Raw genomic sequence first — 22,725 nt, forward strand, 5'->3', positions numbered from 1 at the left:
TTCAGGAGATCCCTCGTTTTCACTCGGGATGACGTGTCACTCGGGATGACGTGTTCCTTGGGTATAGCGTCATCCTTGGGTATCACGTCATCCTGAGCATAGTGAAGGATCTCCAAATACTGGCACTGTTCCACATTCAGGAGATCCCTCGTTTTCACTCGGGATGACGTGTTCCTTGGGTATAGTGTCATCCTTGGGTATCACGTCATCCTGAACGTAGTGAAGGATCTCCAAGTTCTGGCACATTACTGTTTTCAGGAGATCTCTCACTGCGTTTGAGATGACGTATTCCATTGCAGGAAATCACAATTTAATTTTCATTAGTGGTAGTTTCTCCAATCAAGTCATAGTAAAGTAGCCGCATCCCTGATTAATTACCTACTCCATGGCAAAATTATATTTCTATTATGCCGCGATGAACGCGGGTAAAAGTACCGTATTGCTTCAATCCAGCCATAACTATAGAGAGCGGGGAATGCAGACGTTGTTATTCACGCCCCTAATCGATACTCGTTATCAGTTTGGGACTATAAGTTCTCGAATAGGGTTATCAGAGCAGGCCTTTGCATTTAATGAAACAGATGATCTGCACGCAATTACCTGTGAATCACAACAGCTGGGTGCACAATACGCCTGTGTGCTTATTGATGAAGCACAATTTCTAACCCGACAACAGGTTCATCAATTAACAGAAATTACTGATAAATTGTCCATACCCGTATTAGCCTATGGTTTAAGAACTGATTTTAGAGGTGAGTTATTTCCTGGAAGCCAATATTTACTTGCCTGGGCAGATGAATTGATTGAGTTAAAGACCATTTGTCATTGCGGTCGTAAAGCAATTATGAACATGAGAATTGATGCTGAGGGTAACGCCGTAGTGGAAGGGGAACAGGTTTTAATTGGTGGAAATGAGTCTTATGTCTCAACCTGCAGGTTGCATTTTAAACGTAAAGAAGCGGGAGTTTTAGAGATTAACAATAAATTGTTCAATAAAGATACCAATCCTCTTTAGGTTTTGTTATAATTTGCCGCAACTTTTAGGCCTTGATAAGGAGTAACAGTGTCGCATTCTGTCGCAGTAGATTCGAGAACTTTTGTACCTCGTGGTGACTTAATGGCTTGGATCGTCTGCTTATCTGCAGGCCTATTCTTTCTCTATGAGTTTTTTCAACTGAATATTTTTGACGTAATTAATCAACCTTTACGCGAAGATTTTCACATTGATGCCACCCAATTGAGCTGGATGTCCAGTGCCTATCTATGGGCTGACATACTCTTTCTGTTACCGGCCGGTATTATCCTGGATCGTTTTTCTACACGTCGGGTTATTCTGACTGCCATGCTGGTTTGTGTGGTTGGAACTGTTGGTTTTGCGACGACTGACTCATTTCTTCTTGCCTCCTTTTTTCATTTCCTTTCCGGTATTGGTAACGCGTTTTGTTTTCTCTCCTGTGTCGTATTAGTTTCTCACTGGTTCCCCCCGCGCAGACAAGCACTGGTTATCGGTTCATTAGTGACTATGGCCTTTATAGGCGGAATGATGGCTCATACTCCTTTCGCTTATCTTTATGAACTGTTTGGATGGCGGCGTGCTTTATTAATTGATGGAGCGGTTGGGGCGGTTTTATTAATCTGGATTTATTGTGTTGTTCAGGACAAACCAACAGATTCACCAGTTCGAGTTCGTACCAATCAGGGAGAAGTTCTATCCAGTTTTATCAAGGCATTGTCTAATCGACAAAACTGGTTGGCCGGATTATTTACTTCACTGCTTAATTTACCCATTATGGTTTTGTGTGCATTGTGGGGAGCCAGTTATCTTCAAGTAGTACATCATCTGCCTGACATCGCAGCCAGTAATGTTGTGAGTTTAATCTTTATGGGTAGTGTTATTGGCTGCCCGTTGGTTGGCTGGCTATCTGATTCACAAGGACGTCGCAAGCCTTTGATGATTGTTGGGGCAGTTGCGACTTTGTTTACGGTTATTCCATTATTTATGCATGTTGTCCTTTCTCAAACCCTTCTTGGTATTATCTTTTTTGCTCTGGGATTTTTTACCAGCACCCAGGTCATCTCTTATCCTCTGGTTGCTGAAAGCAATCAATCTGAAAATACAGGCGCAGCAACCGGAATTGCCTCTGTGATTATTATGGGCGGAGGTGGTGTTGGACAGGTATTGTTTGGCTGGCTTATGTCACACCATGCGGGCACAACAGTCACTGAATATACGGTTGCAGATTTTCAATTTGCCATGTGGATGTTCCCCATAGCGGCCATTGCGGCTTTAATTGCTGTATTAATGACCCGTGAAACATACTGCAAACGATAATAACGTAGAGGAGTAATAATGCAGATCGTGGATGAGTTTAGAGGATATGATGATATGAGATCATCTTTATTACCCTGGATTGTATGCTTTGCCGCAACTCTGTTTTTCTTCTATGAGTTTATTCAAGGAAATATGTTTGCTTCGATAGCAGCGAACATCATGCAGGATTATCATATTCAGGCTGATAAAATGGCCTATTTATCCAGCATTTATTATTTATCAAATGTACTTTTTCTATTCATAGCAGGAATGATACTTGATAGATTTTCTATTAAAAATACCATTCTTATAGCAATGCTGCTTTGTGTAGTCAGTACTTTTATTCTTGCCTATTCACATTCTTTTTATGTGGCTTTATTTTGTCGATTTATAACGGGCATTGGAAGCGCGTTTTGTTTTCTGGGGCCTGTTCGATTGGCTTCTCACTGGTTTCCTCCAAAACGGATGGCTTTGGTAACCGGAGCTATAGTCACTATGGCAATGACTGGCGGAATGCTGGCTCAATATCCATTAACTAAACTGGTAGCTTATGTAGGATGGCGTCAGGCCGTTCAAGACGTTGGAATACTTGGATTTGCCATGTTGGTCGTTATGTTTTTTTGGATAAAAGAAAGACCACAAGTTGCTATCAAAAAAGAAGGACAACCCATTAAAATTTTTGCTGCTGCAAGACAAGCCTATTTGAATCCTCAATATTTACGTGCCGCGCTTTATACCAGTCTGATGAACATGGCGATTGCAGTATTTGGTGCCATGATGGGTACCTTATATCTGGAGCAACGTTTGAGTGTTAGTCCAGAACAGGCCTCTATGGTTAATGGTATGTTGTTTTTTGGGGCAATTGTCGGCGCGCCTTTGGTTGGCTGGCTATCTGATAGAGTAGGATTGCGGATTCTTCCGATGAAAGTAGGTGTACTTGCGTCGATGTTGACTTTATTGGCTGTACTGTATCTTCCTGTTTCTTTAAATACTATGGCAGTCTTGTTTTTCCTTCTTGGGTTTTTTACATCCGCTCAAGTTATCAGTTATGCTCTGGTGGCTGAAAGCAGTTCCCCCATGATGACCGCAACTGCTGTAAGTGTTATTTCCATACTGACCCAGGGTGGTTACCTCGTATATCAAAACCTGTTTAGTTCCCTTTTAACGAATTATGGCGGTATGCACCTGATTAATGGAGTGCCTGTCTACCTGTTAGAAGCCTATCAACATGCAGCTATTATATTGCCTGCGGGATTAGCGATCGCTTTTCTGTTATTATTTGGATTGAAAGAAACTAACTGTAATCAAGCCGAGTATAAATAGTGACAGGACGAGTTTGTATCTTATTGATGGATTCCTTTGGTATAGGCGCCAGCCTGGACGCATCGCGTTATGGTGATGAAGGTGCCAATACTTTTGTTCATATTCATGAAGCCTGTGAACGTGGCTCTGGCGATATTAACGGTGTTCGTCAAGGACCTTTAAAGTTACCAAATTTGGCCAGGCTGGGACTTTATCATGCTGCGGTAGCCAGTTCTGGATTGCAGTTTGTGGATTTGGCGACGATGACTGAGCCTGAAGGCTATTATGGCTATGCTGTTGAGCAAAGTTTAGGGAAGGATACTCCAAGTGGACATTGGGAACTAGCCGGTGTTCCTGTATCTTTTGAATGGGGTTATTTTCCTGACAAGCCTCATTGTTTTCAAAAAAAACTGATTGATTCTTTTATAAAACAAGCAGGAATACCCGGGGTTTTAGGGGAAAAACATGCTTCTGGAACCACCATACTCGATGAGTTGGGAGAAGAACATATCCGTACGGGTAAACCGATAGTATATACTTCTGCTGACAGCGTTTTTCAAATAGCAGCACATGAGGAATCGTTCGGTTTACAACGCCTGTATGATATTTGTGACATTGCTCGAGATCTAGTGGATGAGTATCAGATTGGGCGAGTGATTGCCAGACCTTTTATTGGTAAGCCGGGATCCTTTAAGCGCACTGCAAATCGTAAGGATTATGCTACTTTACCTCCTGAAAAAACCTTACTGGATTTTCTGAACGATGCGGGTAGAGAGGTTATTTCAATAGGAAAAATTGCCGATATTTATGCTCACCAAGGTGTAACTCAAGAAATTAAAGCCGATGGCAATATGGCTTTATTTGACGCAACTCTCAAGGCCATGAAGACTGCTCCTCAAGGCAGTTTGATTTTTACTAATTTCGTTGATTTTGATTCCTCCTACGGACATAGACGCGATGTTGCCGGTTATGCGCATGCCCTGGAACAGTTTGATGCCCGATTACCCGAATTGTCTTCATTGTTGAATCCAGACGATATTGTGATTATCGCAGCAGATCATGGATGCGATCCTACTTTTCCAGGCTCAGATCATACGCGTGAACATATTCCTGTTTTAGCCTATGGTCCCAAGTTAACTGGTAGCTTTATTGGCCGACGCGATAGTTTTGCGGATATTGGACAAAGTCTTGCAGAACATCTTGAAATTGAACCTTTGTCTCATGGCATTTCATTTTTTTAACCTCATTCCCATTGAATTTTTAATTATCATCCCCATGTGTAGATTTTCTGCATGATGTGAGGATTTAATTTTGGAACAATTTCGTGGGACAACAATACTATCCGTACGACGTGGTAATCAGGTTGTTATCGGTGGTGATGGTCAGGTTACTTTAGGTAATACTGTAATGAAGGGCAATGCCCGCAAAGTAAGGCGATTATATAAAGATAAAGTAATTGCCGGATTTGCAGGGGGTACTGCTGATGCATTCACTCTCTTTGAACGTTTTGAAAGCAAGTTGGAAATGCATCAAGGTCATTTGGTCAGAGCAGCAGTTGAATTGGCTAAAGACTGGCGAACCGACCGAATGTTAAGACGACTAGAAGCAGTCCTCGCCGTAGCAGACAGTAAATCCTCTTTAATTATCACTGGTAACGGCGATGTTATAGAACCTGAAGAAAGTTTAATCGCTATAGGTTCCGGTGGTCCTTTTGCCCAGGCGGCAGCAAGAGCATTGATGGAAAATACTAAATTATCCGCTGTAGATATAGTGCGTAAAGCATTAACTATTGCTGGTGACATTTGTATTTATACCAATAATAATTTAACCATAGAAGAATTGAATAATGACAGCAAATAATAGTGTAGTAATGACTCCAAGAGAAATCGTTCAGGAACTTGATAAACATATTATAGGTCAGGATGATGCAAAGAGAGCGGTAGCTATTGCTTTGCGTAATCGCTGGCGTCGAATGAAGATTAAAGATCCTGTTTTACGCAGTGAAATAATGCCTAAGAATATTTTGATGATTGGTCCAACTGGCGTAGGTAAAACAGAAATTGCCCGACGTCTGGCAAAATTGGCTCAAGCTCCTTTTATCAAGGTTGAAGCAACCAAATTTACTGAAGTGGGCTATGTGGGGCGTGATGTTGATTCCATCCTTCGTGATCTAACAGATATAGCGATTAAGCAGGAACGTGAATCTGCTATGAAGAAAGTGGAACATTTGGCTGAAGATGCTGCTGAAGAGCGTGTTCTGGATGTGTTGTTGCCACCAGCGCGCGGCACATTGACTCCTGGGGAACGAGACACCACGGCAAGACAGGTATTCCGCAAGCAATTAAGAGAAGGTACTCTTAATGATAATGAAATTGAAATAGATCTTGCCGTCGCTCCCGTTGGCATTGAAATAATGGCGCCTCCTGGTATGGAAGAAATGACCAGTCAACTGCAATCCATGTTTCAACAAGTCGGCAGTCATCGTACTAAAACACGTAAAATGACTATTGCCAAGGCGATGAAAATATTGCGTGAAGAAGAAGCTGCAAAACTGATTAATGAAGAAGACATTAAGGTTAGAGCAATAGAAAGTGTTGAGCAGAACGGAATCGTCTTTATTGATGAATTAGATAAAGTGGCCAAACGTTCCGAAGGGGGTGGTGGGGATGTCTCACGCGAAGGAGTTCAACGTGACTTACTTCCATTGGTTGAAGGGACTACCGTATCCACTAAATACGGTATGGTAAAATCAGATCACATTTTATTTATTGCCTCTGGGGCGTTCCATGTTGCCAAACCTTCAGATTTAATTGCTGAATTACAAGGACGCTTACCCATTCGAGTGGAATTATCGGCACTGACTGTTGAGGATTTTGTTCGCATTCTGACTGAGCCGAGTTCTTCATTGACTCTGCAATACGCTGCTTTGATGGAAACCGAAGGTTTAACCCTGACATTCGATGAAACCGGTATTCGTCGTATTGCCGAGGTAGCTTGGCAAGTTAATGAGCGTATGGAAAACATTGGCGCGCGTCGATTGTATACAGTGATGGAGCGTTTGTTAGAAGTGGTCTCATTTGAGGCAACTGATAAATCAGGAGAATCTGTTCATGTAGACAGAGCCTATGTGGATAAAAATCTTGGTCAGTTGGTCGCGGATGAGGATTTAGCTCGCTATATTCTTTAATGGTTGGAATAACGACTTTTGGATCATGACTTTAATATTATTTAACGAAAAAGTTATGATCCAGGGTTTTTGTTATTGTCCACCATGGCTTATTTATGTATTATTTGTTTTACACGTTGTTTAATTAGTGCAATTTATGCCTCAATTTAACCTTAATAAATTAGTTGTTCTGCATTTATATAATTATTCTAAACCTCGAGGGGAGCAAGATCCTCTATCCTTAATTGAAAAAAATTGCGATGTTGTAAAAGTATCAACCTGTATGAGAATCATCTTTATCTTAAATAGTGATTCACTCCTTTCAGAACAACAAACCGCCGCATATAAATCACTCACTGATTTTTTAGATAGAAAAGATATGTACTCAATATCCATTGGTTTCCAACGATTCGACGGTGATAAGGCTTATGAGTTTCTATTGTATTGGATGATTGGTGGCGTAAATCCCAAAAAGACTTTAAATGATACTCGAATTCTGGGCGATGTGAGATCCATCTGGACCAAAATGCTGGAGTCTCCGAGTTTAAGAGCAAAGAATTTGGTTGAAATTTATTTAACATTATTTAATGACTTGTTTACAGACAGTGTCAATCTTAACAAGCTTATACCAGACTATAACCATCTAGAATTATCAACATTAGTTGAGACTTTTAAAATTGCTTGTCAAAATTGCACCTGGGCTAGAGTAAATGGTTTTTTAAGCGTTCTTACTGCTTTTAAATACAACCATTTTACAAACAATAGCTATTTACACCATCTTGAAAATGATCTCTCCTTAATGAAAAATAGAATATTGAATAAAGTTGAATTATCAGCTACCGGTACGGTAGTTTCATTTTTTAAGTCCAAATACGAACAATCTGCGGAAAATTTAAAAGGAATTGATGCCCGATTAAAGGCCATTAACCGATTACTGGATTATTTAAATTCACTAAAAACACAGAGTGCTGAGCAGATACTGTCTGAACATGCGACGCTAAAAGAAGAATTAACTACAGAGAAAACGAATGATCATGTGATTATGGAAATTGAATCTTCGACTAAATATGAACGTGAAAATCCAAATGGAGAGCGTAGCATAGTTAATAGCAGATGCAATATGTAACGATATTGGACTTCAACTCAAACTGATTTAATCGATTAAATCAGTAATTGACCTGTCATCGGAATAGACTATCTTGATTTATTATTGGTGAACGACACACACTTCTTACTTTTAATTCACCGCATTGTACATTAATTAATTATTATGTATAATATGCGCTCTTTAGAGTTTGGTTCAGTATGCAACGTTACTCATTAGCCGATGAACTGAATTAATAAATATTCACTCTTCGCTCACACCACTCAGGTTTATTTAAAAAAGAAGATTCAAGGAATTAACTATAAAAAGGAGAAATTTATTCGAATAAAGAATGCGTTGTAAGTGGAAATTGAGGAAAAAACAGATGTTTGGCTTTTTGTCACAAGTTATAAATTATTTTGGCACTTTATTTAATTATTATTTTGGCAGTCGGAATGAAGTAGTAAATCATAACGTTTCATCAATGGAACACATGACGACAGGACAAACAGAATCAGTTAATTCAGACATTAGTACCGGAAAAGCCAAGCCTCAGGCTACCTCCCATACAGAAGGAGCTTTAACGGCCAGAGCGAAGCAAAAAACAGCGCCAGTTATCCAACAATCGTCTAAAGGACATGCAGGAACACAATCGATTTCAGCAGCTGAATCAGTATCGAAAACCAAAGCGAAAACAAAGAATAAAAAAACGACTAAACCAGCTTCAAGATCTGCTGTGGTGAATCTGTCTGTACTCTCAGAACATTCGATAACGGAACATGATTCAAAACAAGGCAGTGGAACAAAAAACATCTCTGGTGCTCACGCAAACCCTGAAACAACTCAAGTAGCACATCCAGTTGACAAATTAAGTGCTCAACACGATACTACTTTATTATTAAAGCCAATAGTCAAATTAACGCCAGTTCAAAAGATAACACCAGTTATTGAATCTGTTCCCCTGACTGAATGTCAAACTATTGAACAACAGAAGCCTTTATCTGCTGAACAGGCTGTAGTAACCACCTATTCAACGGATATTGCGGCAGCTAAATCAGCTTCCTTAATGAGTCAATCCCCAGCATTCTTCGTTCCTTTATCTCAGAGGGCGGCACTTAATGTTCAATATCTTAACAGGAACCAATTTCCACTGCCGATGATGCAGTTGTTGGACGAGTTAAGAACTCAATTTCCAGAAGCAAGATTCTTTTTAACCGGCGCAGCTACTTCAAATATTCTGGATGGGATTAAGCCTAATGATTACGACATATTGATTATTAATATAAGTATGTCCTTGGTTAACGATTTTCTCCACAGCAGACAGTTATATACAGAAATTAGAAGCACGAAGTATCCCATTATATTTTGCGATATGGGTAATGGTATTACCTTGGATTTTACCGTAAATGAAAATCAGCTGAAGGAATCAGTTCAGCATCTATTGAATGCTGATTTTGAAAAACGCGATTTTAATTTAAATGCGTTATATTGTGAGATAACTACCGAAATTAATTTTTTGATTTTTAGTTTCGGTAACGCGATGAACTTAAGAAATAAAAAAATAATATCCAGTATTAAAGAGCCTGGCAGCGCGTTTGAACACGATCCTGTCCGTATTTTTAGATTGGCAAAATTACTCATTACCAACCCAACTTATGTTTTATCTAAAGATTTGCAAGTTGAAATCAAAAGTTTTTCGCAGATTAGCGATGAAATGCCCAAATGGAAGAAATTGATCAAAACCGCCATACGTGAAGATTATGGTACTTTAGACAGAATTGATTATGCTATGAGAAAGCTGTTTATTCGTTACGGCTATGAGGATATTAATAAAGCCTTTTATAAATTAGGACTATTAACTGAATTTACCGATAATTCCTATTCCTCTGTTCGATCCGCCTGTTCTAAAGTTCCTGCAATAGAGGCGGATGAGAAATTTATTTATTGGATCATGGCTAATATTTTACAACGCTTTGAAAATGGCAAAAGCAATCAAACGTGTCCATTAAATTTTTTACTGAGACTCTCATTCATAGAGCAGGATTACTTGGATTATGTGTACGGTAAAGGACCTAATAAAATACCCGAGGTTTATGTATTTGTTCCTGAGGTTCTGGCTTTAATCAAGCAATTCAGATTATCTTATGAATTTATAGAAACCGATGCATTAGTTGCCAATGCATCGTTTACTAAATAATACCCATTACTCTTTAATTGACACTTTTGTTAAACAATTCTTCTAAATTAATGTTTAGAGATTTTTGCAAATCCTCATCATTTTTCCTGAATGCAGCACGCCATTGTTCTGCCAGAGATGATTTTGAATAGTCAAGTTCCATGTGAGTAGGGAGGCGATAAGGTAACAGTTGAGTCAAATCGTATAAGGTAATATGACTCAGATCTCTGCTTAGCATGTAATGACCTTCTGCTGTCGCATGGATCAGTTCGAGATGAATGAGGGCATTTATCATTTCATCAACGTCTACTGTAAACGGCTGACTGCTGGCATCGACCAATTCGTTAAAACTCAGACCCTTGCCATTCTGTTGAGCTACCCAAAGTTGGTGCAACCAGAGTAGTGCGTGTGAAAATCCATCCAGGGATTTTCCGTCTCGTCGTTGATGATGGACAGAAAACGCATAACTGATTTCTGCTCCTAACAGTGTGATGAGCCAAACCCAGTATACCCAGATAAAAAATATAGGTACTGTAGCAAAAGCGCCATAAAGCAATTCGTAAGTATTAAACCGAATCAAATAATAGGCAAAGGCCTGTTTTGCCGATTCAAATAAAATTGCTGCCACTAAACCACCCCAAAAGGCATGCATTATATTAACCGGACAATTGGGAACGATAATATATAAAAAAGTGAACCCTATCAGGGAAAGAATTATTGGTGAGTAATGCAAGAGGATAAATGGCGGTTGATGTTCGACGAACATCGGCATGGAAAATAAATAAGAACTGGCTGCCAGACTCAATCCTAAAATGACTGGTGCCAATGAAATAATCGCCCAATAAATCAAGAACGCGGGTACACCATGACGTGATGAAGTGACGCGCCAAATTTTATTCAATGCCCGTTCAATGGTAAACATGACCAGCAGAGCGGTAATAATCAGAAAAGCAATGCCCCAAATTGACAATTTAGATACTTGGGAAGCAAATTGTTGTAAATAGGTTTGCACTACCTTCCCCGTAGCAGGAACAAAATTATCAAAGATGAAGTTCTGCACAGGATCTGCCAAATTTTGAAAAATAGGGAAGGTAGAGAATATTGCCAGACCCACAGACATCAATGGCACAATGGCAAGTAGTGTTGTGAACGATAAAGCGGATGCGATATAAGCACATTCATCCTGAATAAAATGTTGAATAACGAAACGTATAAACCGATCGCAAGCATAATATCGATAAATTAATCGCTCTTTCCAGCTTAATATTCTTTTGGGATTTTTTTTCATAGTACTTGTTCTATTTAGCTTAATCTCTTATTTATGCAGGTTGTCTGCAATGCTTTTTTATATGATGTTGAATATGCTAGCAGAAAATGCGTTATTTATCATATTCCAGTTAGTCGTTCTAAAGTTTTTTCTGATACCAGTCGAGTAAGCGGGGAGAATATATCTTCTCTCGGAGGGACAATTGTTAGTAGTTCCCACGGATTATTTAAAAAAGTAGTTCCGGTAATAAACCTCCTCGAAATCAAAGTTCCTTTACATACTTGTAATTAATAATTTAGGAATAAATTGATATTCATTAATTTTACAATTAGTGATTCTATAGGCTGTAAATGCATCAACCACGCTAAAATGTATATCAAATTCGTTAATATGAAACACCTTATAATGGTACTTTTGAACTGATCCATGATGATTCAAATTTTAACGGTTTTGTTACAATATATTGATCAATATGCCTAATATTTGTCCTATGATTAACTTGGGTAGTTACAATTTGATGGGGACAGAAGATGTTAACTCAAGCAGTCATCGGTGTTGTAAGAGCTCTAAATGGAATACTTGAAAAAGTCAATGCGCATGGAGAAGCGCATATCGTTAAGTCAGGTGCTCCACTGCATCAAGGCGATATTCTTACATTATTAAGTGGTGAGGCATATATCCAATTTATTCAAGGATTCCCGGAAGCATTGGCTTTGAATAAACCTTTTCCTCTTGATGGAATTTCCCCGGCATTAAAATTTGGAGCCTTAAACGCCAATGAGGAAATCATTCAGGAAGCACTGGCAAAAGGCATAGATCCCTCTCTGGTTCTTGATATTCTTGGAGCTACTGCAGCTGGTGTTGAGGTGTTAGGATCAGGCAGCGAATCTTTTTATTTGGATCCTATGTATGGCTCAGGACTGGTCTTCTCCGGATACAATACCCTACCTCTATCATTTGATAATTACAGATCAGAACTGGATCCTCAAGGAATCGTATTCAGACCAATTTCAGAAACTATAGAAGAAGCTGTGACATCAGCCCCCACTGATACAGTTGTTATACCCGATATCGTTATCCCCCCATCAGTCATTAGTGGAATTTTTCTTGGAGATGTCACTGAACCAGGCGGTTTAAATAACTCAATACCCGGAGCACCAAAATTTTCAGCTCAAATAACAAGTGTTGATGGCTTTGTTCCAGGTGGGAAAATCGGGCCATTAGGTACATTTACTATGGATGCTTCCGGAAATTGGAGCTATGAACTACATGGTAAAAGTCCCATTGTTGATGCACTTAGAGAAGGTGAAGTACGAGTTGTGACCTTTGATGCTGTTGCGGTAGATGGCACTACACAAACGATAACAGTCAATATTCATGGCACAAATGATGCTCCCAATGCAATGCCAGAAAATAGTGTCGTCCTTGAAGATAACACATTGACAGGTAATCTATTAACTAATGATAAAGATCCTGAAGGCGATCCCATATTCATTACGACCTTTAGACTAGAGGGTGATCCTACTGTATATCAAGCAGGACAGACCGTTACGATTAATGGTAAAGGTGAATTAGCTATTAAAGCTAATGGAGACTTTAGCTTTACTCCTTCACCTAATTACAATGGTCCGATACCCACTACAACTTATACGATGTCTGATGGTACTATGGAAAACAGTACTACTTTTTCCTTGAACATTCGCTCAGTTAATGATGCGCCAGAAGGTACTGATAAAAATGTAACGACTACGGAAGATACACCTGTAGTTATTAAAACGACTGATTTTGGTTTCACTGATCCTAATGATAATCCTGCTGACAGTCTTCAAGCGGTAAAAATTAACACATTACCTCTTGAAGGAACTCTTTTCTTACATGGGGCCGCAGTAACTGCTGGACAAATTATTAGCGCTGCGGATATTAATGCGGGTTCACTGGTATTTATACCTGCGACCAATATGAATGGTGCTATTACCTTTACTTTCCAGGTTCAGGACAGTGGGGGAACTTTGAATGGTGGTGTGGATCTCGATCCAACTCCTAATACCCTGACTATTAATGTTACCCCAGTTAATGATGCGCCGATAAATACGGTACCAGTAGCTCAAAACATCAATGAAGACGTTGCCCTGGTATTCAGTACGGCCAATGGCAATGCCATCAGCCTGACTGATATTGACAGTGCTTCGGTTACCACAACAGTTTCTGTGATTCATGGCACGTTATCTATTTCAGCCGCTGGCGTGGCTGCTGCAGCAGCTGCAGGAGTTACCATCAGCAATAATGGCACGGGTAATCTGACTCTGGTTGGCGCCACAGCTCAGGTCTTTAGCACTGCTAATGGCAATGCCATCAGCCTGACTGATATTGACAGCGCTTCTGTGACCACCACGATTTCTGTGGCACACGGCAGCTTAACGGCACTGGCAACAGCAGGGGTTACCATTACGAATAACGGTACGGGCAGTGTGACCTTAACGGGATCTCCTGCTGCAATTACCGCGGCTTTGGATGGTTTAAGCTACACTCCTGTTGCGGATTACAATGGCTCTGACAGCTTAACGGTAGTCACCAGTGACGGAACCTTAAGCGATACGGACAGCATCGCCATCACGGTTACCCCTGTGGCCGATATTGTCAATGATACAGCTACCTTCAATGAAGACACAGTGGCTAATCTTGACGTCAATGCCAATGATACCTTTGAAAACGCAGGCCATACCATCACCGCGATTAATGGAACAGCCATTGCCGTGGGCGGCACAGTGGGTGTGGCCAATGGCACGGTGCTTTTGAATGCCGACGGCACCTTAAGCTTTACCCCAACCGCCAATTACAACGGCAGTACCAGCTTTACCTATACGGTAACTTCTGGTGGAGTGACTGAAACCGCTACGGTGAACCTGACAGTGAATCCGGTTAATGACGCCCCAACCAACACAAATTCTAGTGTAACTACCTTGGAAGATACTGCTAAAGTATTTACTACTAGCAATTTTGCATTTACAGATTCTTCTGACAGTCCAGCAAATACGTTACAAGCTGTAAAAATTACTTCCTTGCCTGCTACTGGCTCATTGACTTTAAACGGCGTTGCGGTAACTGTAGGTCAAACTATATTAGCAACTGATATAGCTGCGGGTTTGTTGGTATTTACTCCAGCTAGTGATCTTCATGGTTCAGTTACTTTTGGATTCCAGGTTCAGGACAGTGGTGGTACAGCCAATGGTGGTATTGATTTGGATCCAACTTCTAATGTTATGACCGTCAACGTAACGGCAGTTGCAGACGCGCCGGTAATTTATGCTCATCTAAGCCTGCCTACATTGGTAGCTGGTACAGAAGTTATTGCCGCAAATTTTGATAGCAATAATAATGAAAATAATTTTAGTAATTGGAGTAAAGTTGCTTTATTCAGCAATACTTTTGCTGAAATACAAGGTGGAAATGGCAAAACATCCACTGAAGCTGCTTTGTTCAATGATATTTCATGGGCAGGTGAAACAGGTACTAATGCCACAGAGGTTACTAACTTTAATAACAGATGGAGTAAATCAGGTGGAGCTATTGTTTATAACACTAATGACCTTTCCGATGATGCCCAAGGTATTCTATTGTTAAATAGCAGTCAGCTGTCTGTTGCTGAACGTGCTTTAACAAATTATGTAATTTCTGCTGACATGTTTGCTGATGCAAATTCACCGCGAGTAAATGGAATTGGTCTTGTTTTTGGCTATCAAAATTCTTCGAATTATTTTTTGGTTCGTTGGGAAAATCCAAGTATTGAATATTCTCCGAATGGCGTTTTCTTTAATATGCATCCAGGTCAATATCAAGAATTATCCTTGGTTCAAATCGTAAATGGTGTACCTATTGATTTGGCAAGAACTACTTTTAATGCTGATGATTGGTTTAATGTAGTGATTAATGTCAGTAATCTTGGTATTTCTATTTCCGCAGTAGATACAAGTGATCCTAGCGTTGTGGCAAATTTAGATTATCTTTACGGTAGTATAAGTGGCGCAGCAGTTGCTGCTCCCGCCTTAAATACTTTAGGGCTGTATTCTTATGATAATGATTCAGAAGTTCGATGGGATAATATTAATATTAATCAGCCTTCCATTTATCAATATATCTTACAGACTGAGGCGTACCTCAAGGATGTTGATGGCAGTGAGACACTTGGTAATATATCATTAAAAGGCATACCTGCAGGGGTTACTTTATTCGATACAGTGACCAATACATCCATTCCAGTAAGTGCGAGTTCTGCGACGGTAATTCCTGGACATGACATTAGAATAACATCAACAACAGCACTAACAGCCGCACAGATCAATGCTATAACAGCCAGTATAAGCGCTACGGAGTCCAGTAATGCGGATTCAGCATTACAAACAACTACAGTTCAACTGGATATCATTGGTGCCTATGCTCCTGAGACCATTACGGGTACCAGCGCTGATGAATGGCTGGAAGGTAAAGAGGGCAATGACATACTCAATGCTGGTAGTGGTAATGATGTGATCATCGGTGGATTAGGAAATGATACCATTACCACTGGAACAGGTAATGATCAGGTTGTTCTGCTTAAAGGACAAGGTGGCGCCAGTGCAGCAGCAGCTCCAATAGATACAGTTACTGATTTTACGGTTAATGTAGATTCTATAGTGATAAAAGGCACTAATATTATAGGGGTGGCAGTTTCTACGCCAGTATCCAATACCTATATTATTATCGTAAATTATTCCGGAGGTGCTCCTACTGAGTACTTTAAAGTGACTTTGTCAAATGGCGCTACTTTGAACGACTCTGGAGATAACCAGCTAACTGGGGTTGTTGTCAGTGGTGGAACTGCCACTATTGATGGAACTATTGTGGGTGCTATCCTTTATCTGGATATTAATGCAAATAATCAGGAAGATGCGGGTGAGCGTCTTGGTATTACTGATCAATACGGTCATGTCGAATGGGTATTGGATCTGACCAAACTGGATGTAAATGGTGATGGTCAATATACATTGGGCGAAGCTCGAGCAGTCCAAACAGGCGGCTTTGATATTGATACAGGTCTGAGTTATGACATTAATCTCTTTGGCCCGGTAGGATCAGCAGTTGTTTCACCGCTTACCAGCCTCTTGCAGGCTCAGTTGGAATCAGGATTTGATTATAAAACAGCGAATGCCAATATCGTAGCTCATTTGGGATTACCAGAAGGCACTGAGTTAATTAGTCTCAATCCAATTACGGGTACCAATGAAATTCTTGCTCAAAATGCTTCAGTAATGACTGCTGCTGTTCAGTTCGCGGAAATTGCTGCAATTCGTTATTCTACTGATGAAGGTCATGTTTCCTTCTCCGTATTTGATGCGATCAGCAAGGCTTTACTTGATCTCCCTGAAGGTGTTGTTGCTGATTTCACTGATAAAGCCTTTTTGCAGAATATTGCTTCGCATCTTGATTTGGGCGATCTGGTCAATCAGGATGTCATTGACTTTATGGCTGCCAGTCAACGGGCATTGCAAACCAGTATTGATACACTGGTTCCAGGAGAGAATGCACTTGCCGCAATCAGTGAAGTACAGCATCTTACTCAAGGAAGCTATGCTCAAACGCTCGAATCCTATATGAACGGTTATTTGCCTTCTCATGTGTTAAGTGATATCAGCGTTATTATTCTTGCTTTCAGTAGTTCAATCATTACTTATGATGAACTGAAAGACTTTAATGCCCAATATACAGATGTAGTTAATCAATGGATGAATACCTCCTCAGGAATTCCAATAGTTGATGCGGAACACAATTACACCAATGATTTTGTTCATGAAATTGATACTGTTGTGAATAATTTTATTTCAACTCATGATCTTTATGCAGCTAATCCTATTGATTATCAACAACCTGTGGATGATCAACAGGTCAATACATTAACTGATTTGAATTCTGGGGATGAAGGCGTGATCGCTCATGAGGTTAACACCAATGAAATCACTCACGATCTGTCCTCATCAATGGGCGGTTTGGAACTTCATGGCAGTACTGGAAACGACTTCATTTATGGTGGAGATGGCAATGATCTGATCTTTGGTAATGAAGGTAATGATCATCTTTATGGTGGTAAAGGTGATGATACGATTATTGGTGGTACCGGAGATGATGTGATTCGTGGTGGCATGGGTAATGACACGATGACAGGCGGCGGTGGAAACGATATCTTCGTTTTTGATAAAGCCGATATTGGCAATGAACCTGCAATTGATACCATAACTGATTTTAAATTAGGTAACGGAGGAGATGCTTCCGGAGATAAAAGTACTTTGGATTTAACTGATCTGTTTAAAGATTCTACTCTAAGTTCCAATTCTTTGGATAGCTTGTTGCAAATTAGCACAGTTCGTAATGAGGCAACGAATCAAACAGATACGGTGATCAAAACTGATCCAACTGGAGGCGCTCATTTTAATGCGTCACCAGAAACAATAGTATTAAGTGGTGTTGATGTGGTCTCTGTTTATGGAACATCAGATTCCGCTGAGCTTATAAATCATATGCTTGCCGCTAATGTACTGGTAATGGGACACTAAACCGTTTTTGACTCTGCAGGTTAACCAACCTGCAGAGTCTTTTTTGTTTTCTGGGAACGGTAAATGTTCTCGCGTAGCTTTTCTACCTGCTATATACTTCGTGAACAAAAATCCTGCGGAGTTACTCAATGTCAGAACCCTATATCCTGGTTTTATATTATTCCCGAACAGGTTCTACTGCTCAATTGGCGCAATACATTGCTCGGGGTGTTGAGAGTGTGGCTGGAATTGAAGCCAGATTACGTACCGTTCCTCCCGTTTCTACTACTTGTGAAGCAACTGATAAGCCGATCCCTGACAGTGGGGCTCCTTATGCTACTTTGGATGATTTACGGCATTGTCATGGCCTGGCTTTGGGTAGTCCTACTCGTTTTGGCAATATGGCCGCTCCTTTAAAGTATTTTCTGGATGGAACTTCTGCTTTATGGTTGGCTGGTGACTTGGTAGACAAACCCGCTTGTGTGTTTTCTTCTTCTGCCAGCATGCATGGGGGACAGGAAAGCACTCTGATTTCCATGATGCTGCCTCTAATGCATCATGGTATGTTAATTTTGGGAGTTCCTTATACTGAGCCCGCATTGAATAATACAGTTACAGGCGGAACTCCTTATGGGGTGACGCATGTCTCTGGCGTCGCAAATGATCATCCGGTGAGCCAGGATGAAATCACCTTGGCACGTCATTTGGGTGAACGATTGGGGCGAGTTGCTTTAAATATCGAAAAGAAGTGAACTCACCAGGGTGTGTTGACCATTTCGATTAAAACTTCCCGCGAAGTTAAGTATCATTTGATGATTGTCATTACACCCTGATTGTTCAAATTTTTGAATTAAGAATTCGTTTTGAACTTTAGGGGCTGGGTCTTATTTTGATGTAAGTGAAGGGAATTACATTATGGCGATTAGGAGTGAAAAACAGTATGAAGGTAATCAGTTTTAATGCGAATGGTATTCGTGCTTCAGCACGTAACGGATTTTATGAGTGGCTTGCTGGACAAGATGCTGATTTTGTCTGCATCCAGGAAACAAAAGCACAAGTCGATCAGTTATTACCCGAAGAACTCTATTATCCGAGAGATTATTTTTGTGATTATTTTGATGCCCAAAAGAAAGGTTATAGCGGTGTAGCGATCTATGCCAGGAAAAAACCGAATCGCATTATTAAAGGTATGGGGTTTGACTATTGTGATAATGAAGGGCGATACATTCAATTTGATTACCCCAAATTAAGTGTTATTTCTCTTTATTTGCCTTCGGGTACCAGCGGGGATGGGCGACAGGAAGTTAAATATGATTTTCTGGAGAAGTTCGCTTCGCATTTAATCAATTTAAAAAATGAAGGACGAGAATTAATTATTTGTGGGGATTACAATATAGCTCATAAGAAAATCGATTTAAAAAACTGGCGGGGAAATCAAAAAAATTCAGGATTTTTGCCAGAAGAGCGTGCCTGGATGGATGAACTATTTGGAACTATGGGGTTTATTGACGCATTTCGAGTTCATAATCAGGAAGAAGAACAATATACCTGGTGGTCTTATCGTAGTCGAGCATGGGAAAAAAATGTAGGGTGGAGAATTGATTATCAAGTTATTACTCCAGGACTCACAGAACATGTCATTGACAGTCGAATTTTTCGGGAAGCCCGGTTATCGGATCATGCTCCTTTAATGATTGAATACAAGGGGGATTGGTGTGTTTAAATTGGCAAGTTGGAATGTTAATTCTTTGAAAGTCAGGTTGGAACAAGTTTTGGATTGGCTTGAGTCAACTCAAACGGATGTTCTTGCCATGCAGGAAACCAAATTAATTGATGAGAATTTTCCTGCAGCCGCCTTTATTGAAAAAGGCTACCATGTCGTTTTTTCAGGACAGAAAACCTACAACGGAGTCGCTGTAGTAAGCCGTCAACCTATTACCGAAGTGATGACTGATATACCCGGTCTGGAAGATCCTCAAAGAAGAATTCTGGCTGTTACTATTGGTGAACTTAGGTTAATTAATTTATATGTTCCCAATGGGGCAGAGCTTACTTCTGATAAATATCAATATAAACTCGGCTGGTTACAGAAAGTGACTTCGTTTATTCAACAGCAATTGCTTCAATATCCTAAAATGGCCGTAGTTGGCGACTTTAATATTGCACCAGAAGATAGAGACGTCCATGATCCAGTTGAGTGGGAGGGATGCGTGTTGGTCAGTCCTGCGGAACGACGGGCATTTGCAGAACTGTTAGCCTCCGGATTGCATGATAGTTTTAGAAATTTTGAACAGGAAGAGAACGTGTTCAGCTGGTGGGACTATCGGGCTGCCGGATTTAGAAGAAATCGTGGATTACGCATTGATCATGTATTGTTGAGCCATGAATTAAATCAATTGTGCAGGCAATCCAGAATTGATAAAGAACCAAGAAAAGCAGAACGACCTTCAGATCATGCTCCAGTTTGGGTGGAGCTGGAATTATAATTCTAAAAAACAGAGTAGATTCAATTGCGTTTTTAGAATTATAGTTGGCAGGGTGCATTAAATTGCACCCAGAATTTATTCTGCGGAACGAATGGTGATGGCTTGTCTGTTACTACTCACTAGCGCGATTGTAGATTCTCCTGGTGCCAGTTTATAAGGTGTTGGAAAAAAATCACCAAGTTCAATAATTACCGTTTTATTCGATTTATTATAAATAAATTGTAAACCACCATCTAATGAATTAACTGCTGATTCAGAAGCAATTTGGGGTACTTTAGTATAGACGTCATTAGCGAAAACACTGGTACTTAGTAAGCAAAAAAAAGCAATTGATACGGTTTTAAAGTAGTTCATAGTCTCTCCAAAAAATCAGAATTGTACCAAAAACAATCTTGTGTTGCAAAATAACAACACTTTGTGCTATTGTTTAGATTGTTTTTGATCCTGATATCTGTATTATTCATATCCTTATGAATAAATAAAAAGGCTGAAAAACAGGCGCAATGAATTTAAATTGGTGTGCTATCCCTTTAAAGTGATGCTTCCAGAATAAATTGATTTATAAATTCATTTCTGCTATTGTTTTGCGTCATTTGTGTAGAGTATGGTGCTTGGCAGAGAGTCCAGGTGGCGATATTCATTTAGAACTATAAGAGAGTGGTATTATGAAAGCATCTGTTCATCCTGATTATAAAACAGTTAAAGTTACTTGCAGTTGCGGTGAAGTATTTGAGACCCGTTCAACCTTATGTAAAGATCTGAGCATTGAAGTATGTTCACAATGCCATCCTTTTTATACTGGTAAACAAAAATTAGTCGATACCGGAGGTCGTGTTCAGAAATTCCGTGATCGTTATAATATGCGTTCAGCGCAAGCAACATCAAAAGAATAATATAAGTAGTTTGTTGTTAAGTTAGTTTGAAAAGGCACAGTATTGATGTGCCTTTTTAGTAAATAACCAGGGTATGTTTACAATTTCTCTATAACTTCTACGTACCACGCAAAAGCTGCAGTACGCAGAGGTTTGTGGATAATTAAACAAGTGAATTAGCAATAGACCCTGTTTCATTTTTTTAGATGAAATTTTTATTTCGTGTGGTCTGATATAGAGAGAAGCACTTTGAATAATGACGTATTAAAGCAGCGTGCGTTGGACTATCATGAATTTCCTGTTCCAGGAAAACTTGGTGTACACGTTACAAAACCAACTAATTCCCAGGATGATTTATCCCTGGCTTATACGCCCGGTGTGGCTGCACCGGTGTTAGCTATTGAAGAAACACCTGAGGATGCCTATCGTTATACTAATAAAGGCAATCTGATTGCTGTCATTACAAATGGTACTGCAGTACTTGGTCTGGGAGATGTCGGTCCTCTGGCCAGTAAACCAGTAATGGAGGGTAAGGCCGTATTATTTAAACAGTTTGCAAATCTTGATGTGTTTGATATTGAGATTGATGCAGATGATTCACAAACATTTATAGAAACTACCAAACGAATATCACCAACTTTTGGTGGCATCAATCTGGAAGACATAAAGGCACCAGAGTGTTTTGAAATCGAACAAGCATTGATAGAGCAACTTAATATTCCAGTGTTTCATGATGATCAGCACGGCACAGCTATAGTTGTTGCTGCAGGTCTCCTCAATGCTCTTGAGTTGCAAAAAAAACAATTATCAGATGTTAAAATTGTCTGTATTGGCGCAGGAGCTGCCGGAATTGCATCCATGCGTCTGCTTGTAGCTTTAGGTGCTGACAAGAGAAATATGCTGCTTCTGGATACTAAAGGAGTGATCCATTCCGGTCGCGAAGATTTAAATGCGTATAAATCCGCATTTGCGCAAACGACGCATTGTCGCACATTGGAAGATGCTCTTGCAGATGCTGATGTATTTATCGGAGTAGCCAAGCCTGATTTATTAAATGCAGATTTATTAAATTTAATGGCTCCAAACCCTGTTATTTTTGCTCTATCGAATCCTGATCCTGAAATCAGACCAGAGCATGCTCATCAGGTACGTAATGATCTGGTAATAGCCACAGGACGAAGTGACTATCCAAATCAGGTTAATAATGTGTTATGTTTTCCTTATATATTTCGCGGCGCGTTAGATGTACGTGCTACGTGTATTAATCAAGCAATGCAAATTGCGGCAGTTGAAGCAATTCGTCAACTGGTGCATGAAGCGGTTCCTCAGGTAGTGAAGGATAATTACCCCGGAGTTACAAATTGGGAGTTTGGTCCTGACTACATCATTCCTAAGCCTATAGATCCTCGTTTGAAAGAGAGGGTTCCTGCTGCTGTTGCGAAAGCTGCAATTGCCAGTGGTGTGAGTCAAATAAATAATTTAAAGTAAAAAGAGTCAC

The 22,725-nt window shown here is 40.0% G+C and carries 16 protein-coding genes; 14 read left to right on the top strand and 2 right to left on the bottom strand.

Annotation, left to right across the window (positions count from 1 at the left end; genetic code table 11):
- The first annotated feature begins 385 nt into the window (after nucleotides 1-385).
- The 8 genes from IZU94_RS10665 to IZU94_RS10700 all read left to right on the top strand — a co-directional run bounded on the left by IZU94_RS10665 (nucleotide 386) and on the right by IZU94_RS10700 (nucleotide 10,060).
- Entirely contained in the window at nucleotides 386-1,015 is a 630-nt protein-coding gene (locus tag IZU94_RS10665; protein ID WP_203110504.1) for a thymidine kinase, read from the top strand.
- A 48-nt stretch (nucleotides 1,016-1,063) separates the two neighbouring features.
- Nucleotides 1,064-2,332 carry an MFS transporter gene (locus IZU94_RS10670; protein ID WP_203110506.1) on the top strand — a complete coding sequence of 423 codons (1,269 nt, stop codon included), beginning with the start codon at nucleotides 1,064-1,066 and terminating at the stop codon, nucleotides 2,330-2,332.
- A gap of 18 nt (nucleotides 2,333-2,350) precedes the next feature.
- Nucleotides 2,351-3,634, top strand: a complete 1,284-nt coding sequence (locus IZU94_RS10675; RefSeq protein ID WP_203110508.1) for an MFS transporter — start codon at nucleotides 2,351-2,353, stop codon at nucleotides 3,632-3,634.
- Entirely contained in the window at nucleotides 3,634-4,854 is a 1,221-nt protein-coding gene (locus tag IZU94_RS10680; protein WP_203110510.1) for a phosphopentomutase, read from the top strand. The genes IZU94_RS10675 and IZU94_RS10680 overlap by 1 nt, the downstream gene beginning before the upstream one ends.
- A 70-nt stretch (nucleotides 4,855-4,924) precedes the next feature.
- Nucleotides 4,925-5,473 (top strand): ATP-dependent protease subunit HslV, encoded by a 549-nt coding sequence (gene hslV, locus IZU94_RS10685; RefSeq protein WP_203110512.1) that lies wholly within the window; start codon nucleotides 4,925-4,927, stop codon nucleotides 5,471-5,473.
- Complete coding sequence (hslU, locus tag IZU94_RS10690) at nucleotides 5,460-6,800, top strand: ATP-dependent protease ATPase subunit HslU (protein WP_203110514.1); 1,341 nt, start codon at nucleotides 5,460-5,462, stop codon at nucleotides 6,798-6,800. Before hslV ends, hslU begins: the two co-directional genes overlap by 14 nt.
- A gap of 136 nt (nucleotides 6,801-6,936) precedes the next feature.
- A complete protein-coding gene (locus tag IZU94_RS10695; protein WP_203110516.1) occupies nucleotides 6,937-7,905 on the top strand; it encodes a hypothetical protein in 969 nt (322 codons plus the stop codon).
- A gap of 343 nt (nucleotides 7,906-8,248) precedes the next feature.
- Nucleotides 8,249-10,060: a hypothetical protein gene (locus IZU94_RS10700; RefSeq protein WP_203110518.1), complete on the top strand. Its 1,812-nt coding sequence runs from the start codon at nucleotides 8,249-8,251 to the stop codon at nucleotides 10,058-10,060.
- 13 nt (nucleotides 10,061-10,073) lie between these two features.
- Here IZU94_RS10700 and IZU94_RS10705 read toward each other — a convergent pair whose 3' ends face one another.
- Nucleotides 10,074-11,327 carry a YihY family inner membrane protein gene (locus tag IZU94_RS10705; RefSeq protein ID WP_203110520.1) on the bottom strand — a complete coding sequence of 418 codons (1,254 nt, stop codon included), beginning with the start codon at nucleotides 11,325-11,327 and terminating at the stop codon, nucleotides 10,074-10,076.
- Between the two features lie 509 nt (nucleotides 11,328-11,836).
- On the opposite strand from IZU94_RS10705, the gene IZU94_RS10710 reads away from it, so the two are divergent.
- The 4 genes from IZU94_RS10710 to xth all read left to right on the top strand — a co-directional run bounded on the left by IZU94_RS10710 (nucleotide 11,837) and on the right by xth (nucleotide 20,355).
- Nucleotides 11,837-17,890, top strand: coding sequence for a tandem-95 repeat protein (locus IZU94_RS10710; RefSeq protein ID WP_203110522.1), 6,054 nt, complete (start codon nucleotides 11,837-11,839; stop codon nucleotides 17,888-17,890).
- A 128-nt stretch (nucleotides 17,891-18,018) separates the two neighbouring features.
- Nucleotides 18,019-18,621, top strand: coding sequence for an NAD(P)H:quinone oxidoreductase (gene wrbA / locus IZU94_RS10715; RefSeq protein ID WP_203110523.1), 603 nt, complete (start codon nucleotides 18,019-18,021; stop codon nucleotides 18,619-18,621).
- 188 nt (nucleotides 18,622-18,809) lie between these two features.
- Complete coding sequence (locus IZU94_RS10720; RefSeq protein WP_203110524.1) at nucleotides 18,810-19,592, top strand: exodeoxyribonuclease III; 783 nt, start codon at nucleotides 18,810-18,812, stop codon at nucleotides 19,590-19,592.
- On the top strand, nucleotides 19,585-20,355 hold the full coding sequence (xth, locus tag IZU94_RS10725) for an exodeoxyribonuclease III (RefSeq protein ID WP_203110525.1): 771 nt from the start codon (nucleotides 19,585-19,587) through the stop codon (nucleotides 20,353-20,355). The genes IZU94_RS10720 and xth overlap by 8 nt, the downstream gene beginning before the upstream one ends.
- Nucleotides 20,356-20,430: 75 nt before the next feature.
- On the opposite strand, the gene IZU94_RS10730 is transcribed toward xth, so the two are convergent.
- On the bottom strand, nucleotides 20,431-20,709 hold the full coding sequence (locus tag IZU94_RS10730; RefSeq protein WP_203110526.1) for a hypothetical protein: 279 nt from the start codon (nucleotides 20,707-20,709) through the stop codon (nucleotides 20,431-20,433).
- A 311-nt stretch (nucleotides 20,710-21,020) separates the two neighbouring features.
- On the opposite strand from IZU94_RS10730, the gene rpmE reads away from it, so the two are divergent.
- Nucleotides 21,021-21,248, top strand: a complete 228-nt coding sequence (gene rpmE, locus IZU94_RS10735) for a 50S ribosomal protein L31 (RefSeq protein ID WP_203110527.1) — start codon at nucleotides 21,021-21,023, stop codon at nucleotides 21,246-21,248.
- A gap of 228 nt (nucleotides 21,249-21,476) precedes the next feature.
- The gene (locus tag IZU94_RS10740; protein ID WP_203110528.1) at nucleotides 21,477-22,715 is read left to right on the top strand and encodes a malic enzyme-like NAD(P)-binding protein; all 1,239 of its coding nucleotides are present in this window, start codon (nucleotides 21,477-21,479) and stop codon (nucleotides 22,713-22,715) included.
- Nucleotides 22,716-22,725: the final 10 nt, after the last annotated feature.

This window comes from Legionella bononiensis, assembly GCF_016786215.1.
Lineage (GTDB): Bacteria > Pseudomonadota > Gammaproteobacteria > Legionellales > Legionellaceae > Legionella > Legionella bononiensis.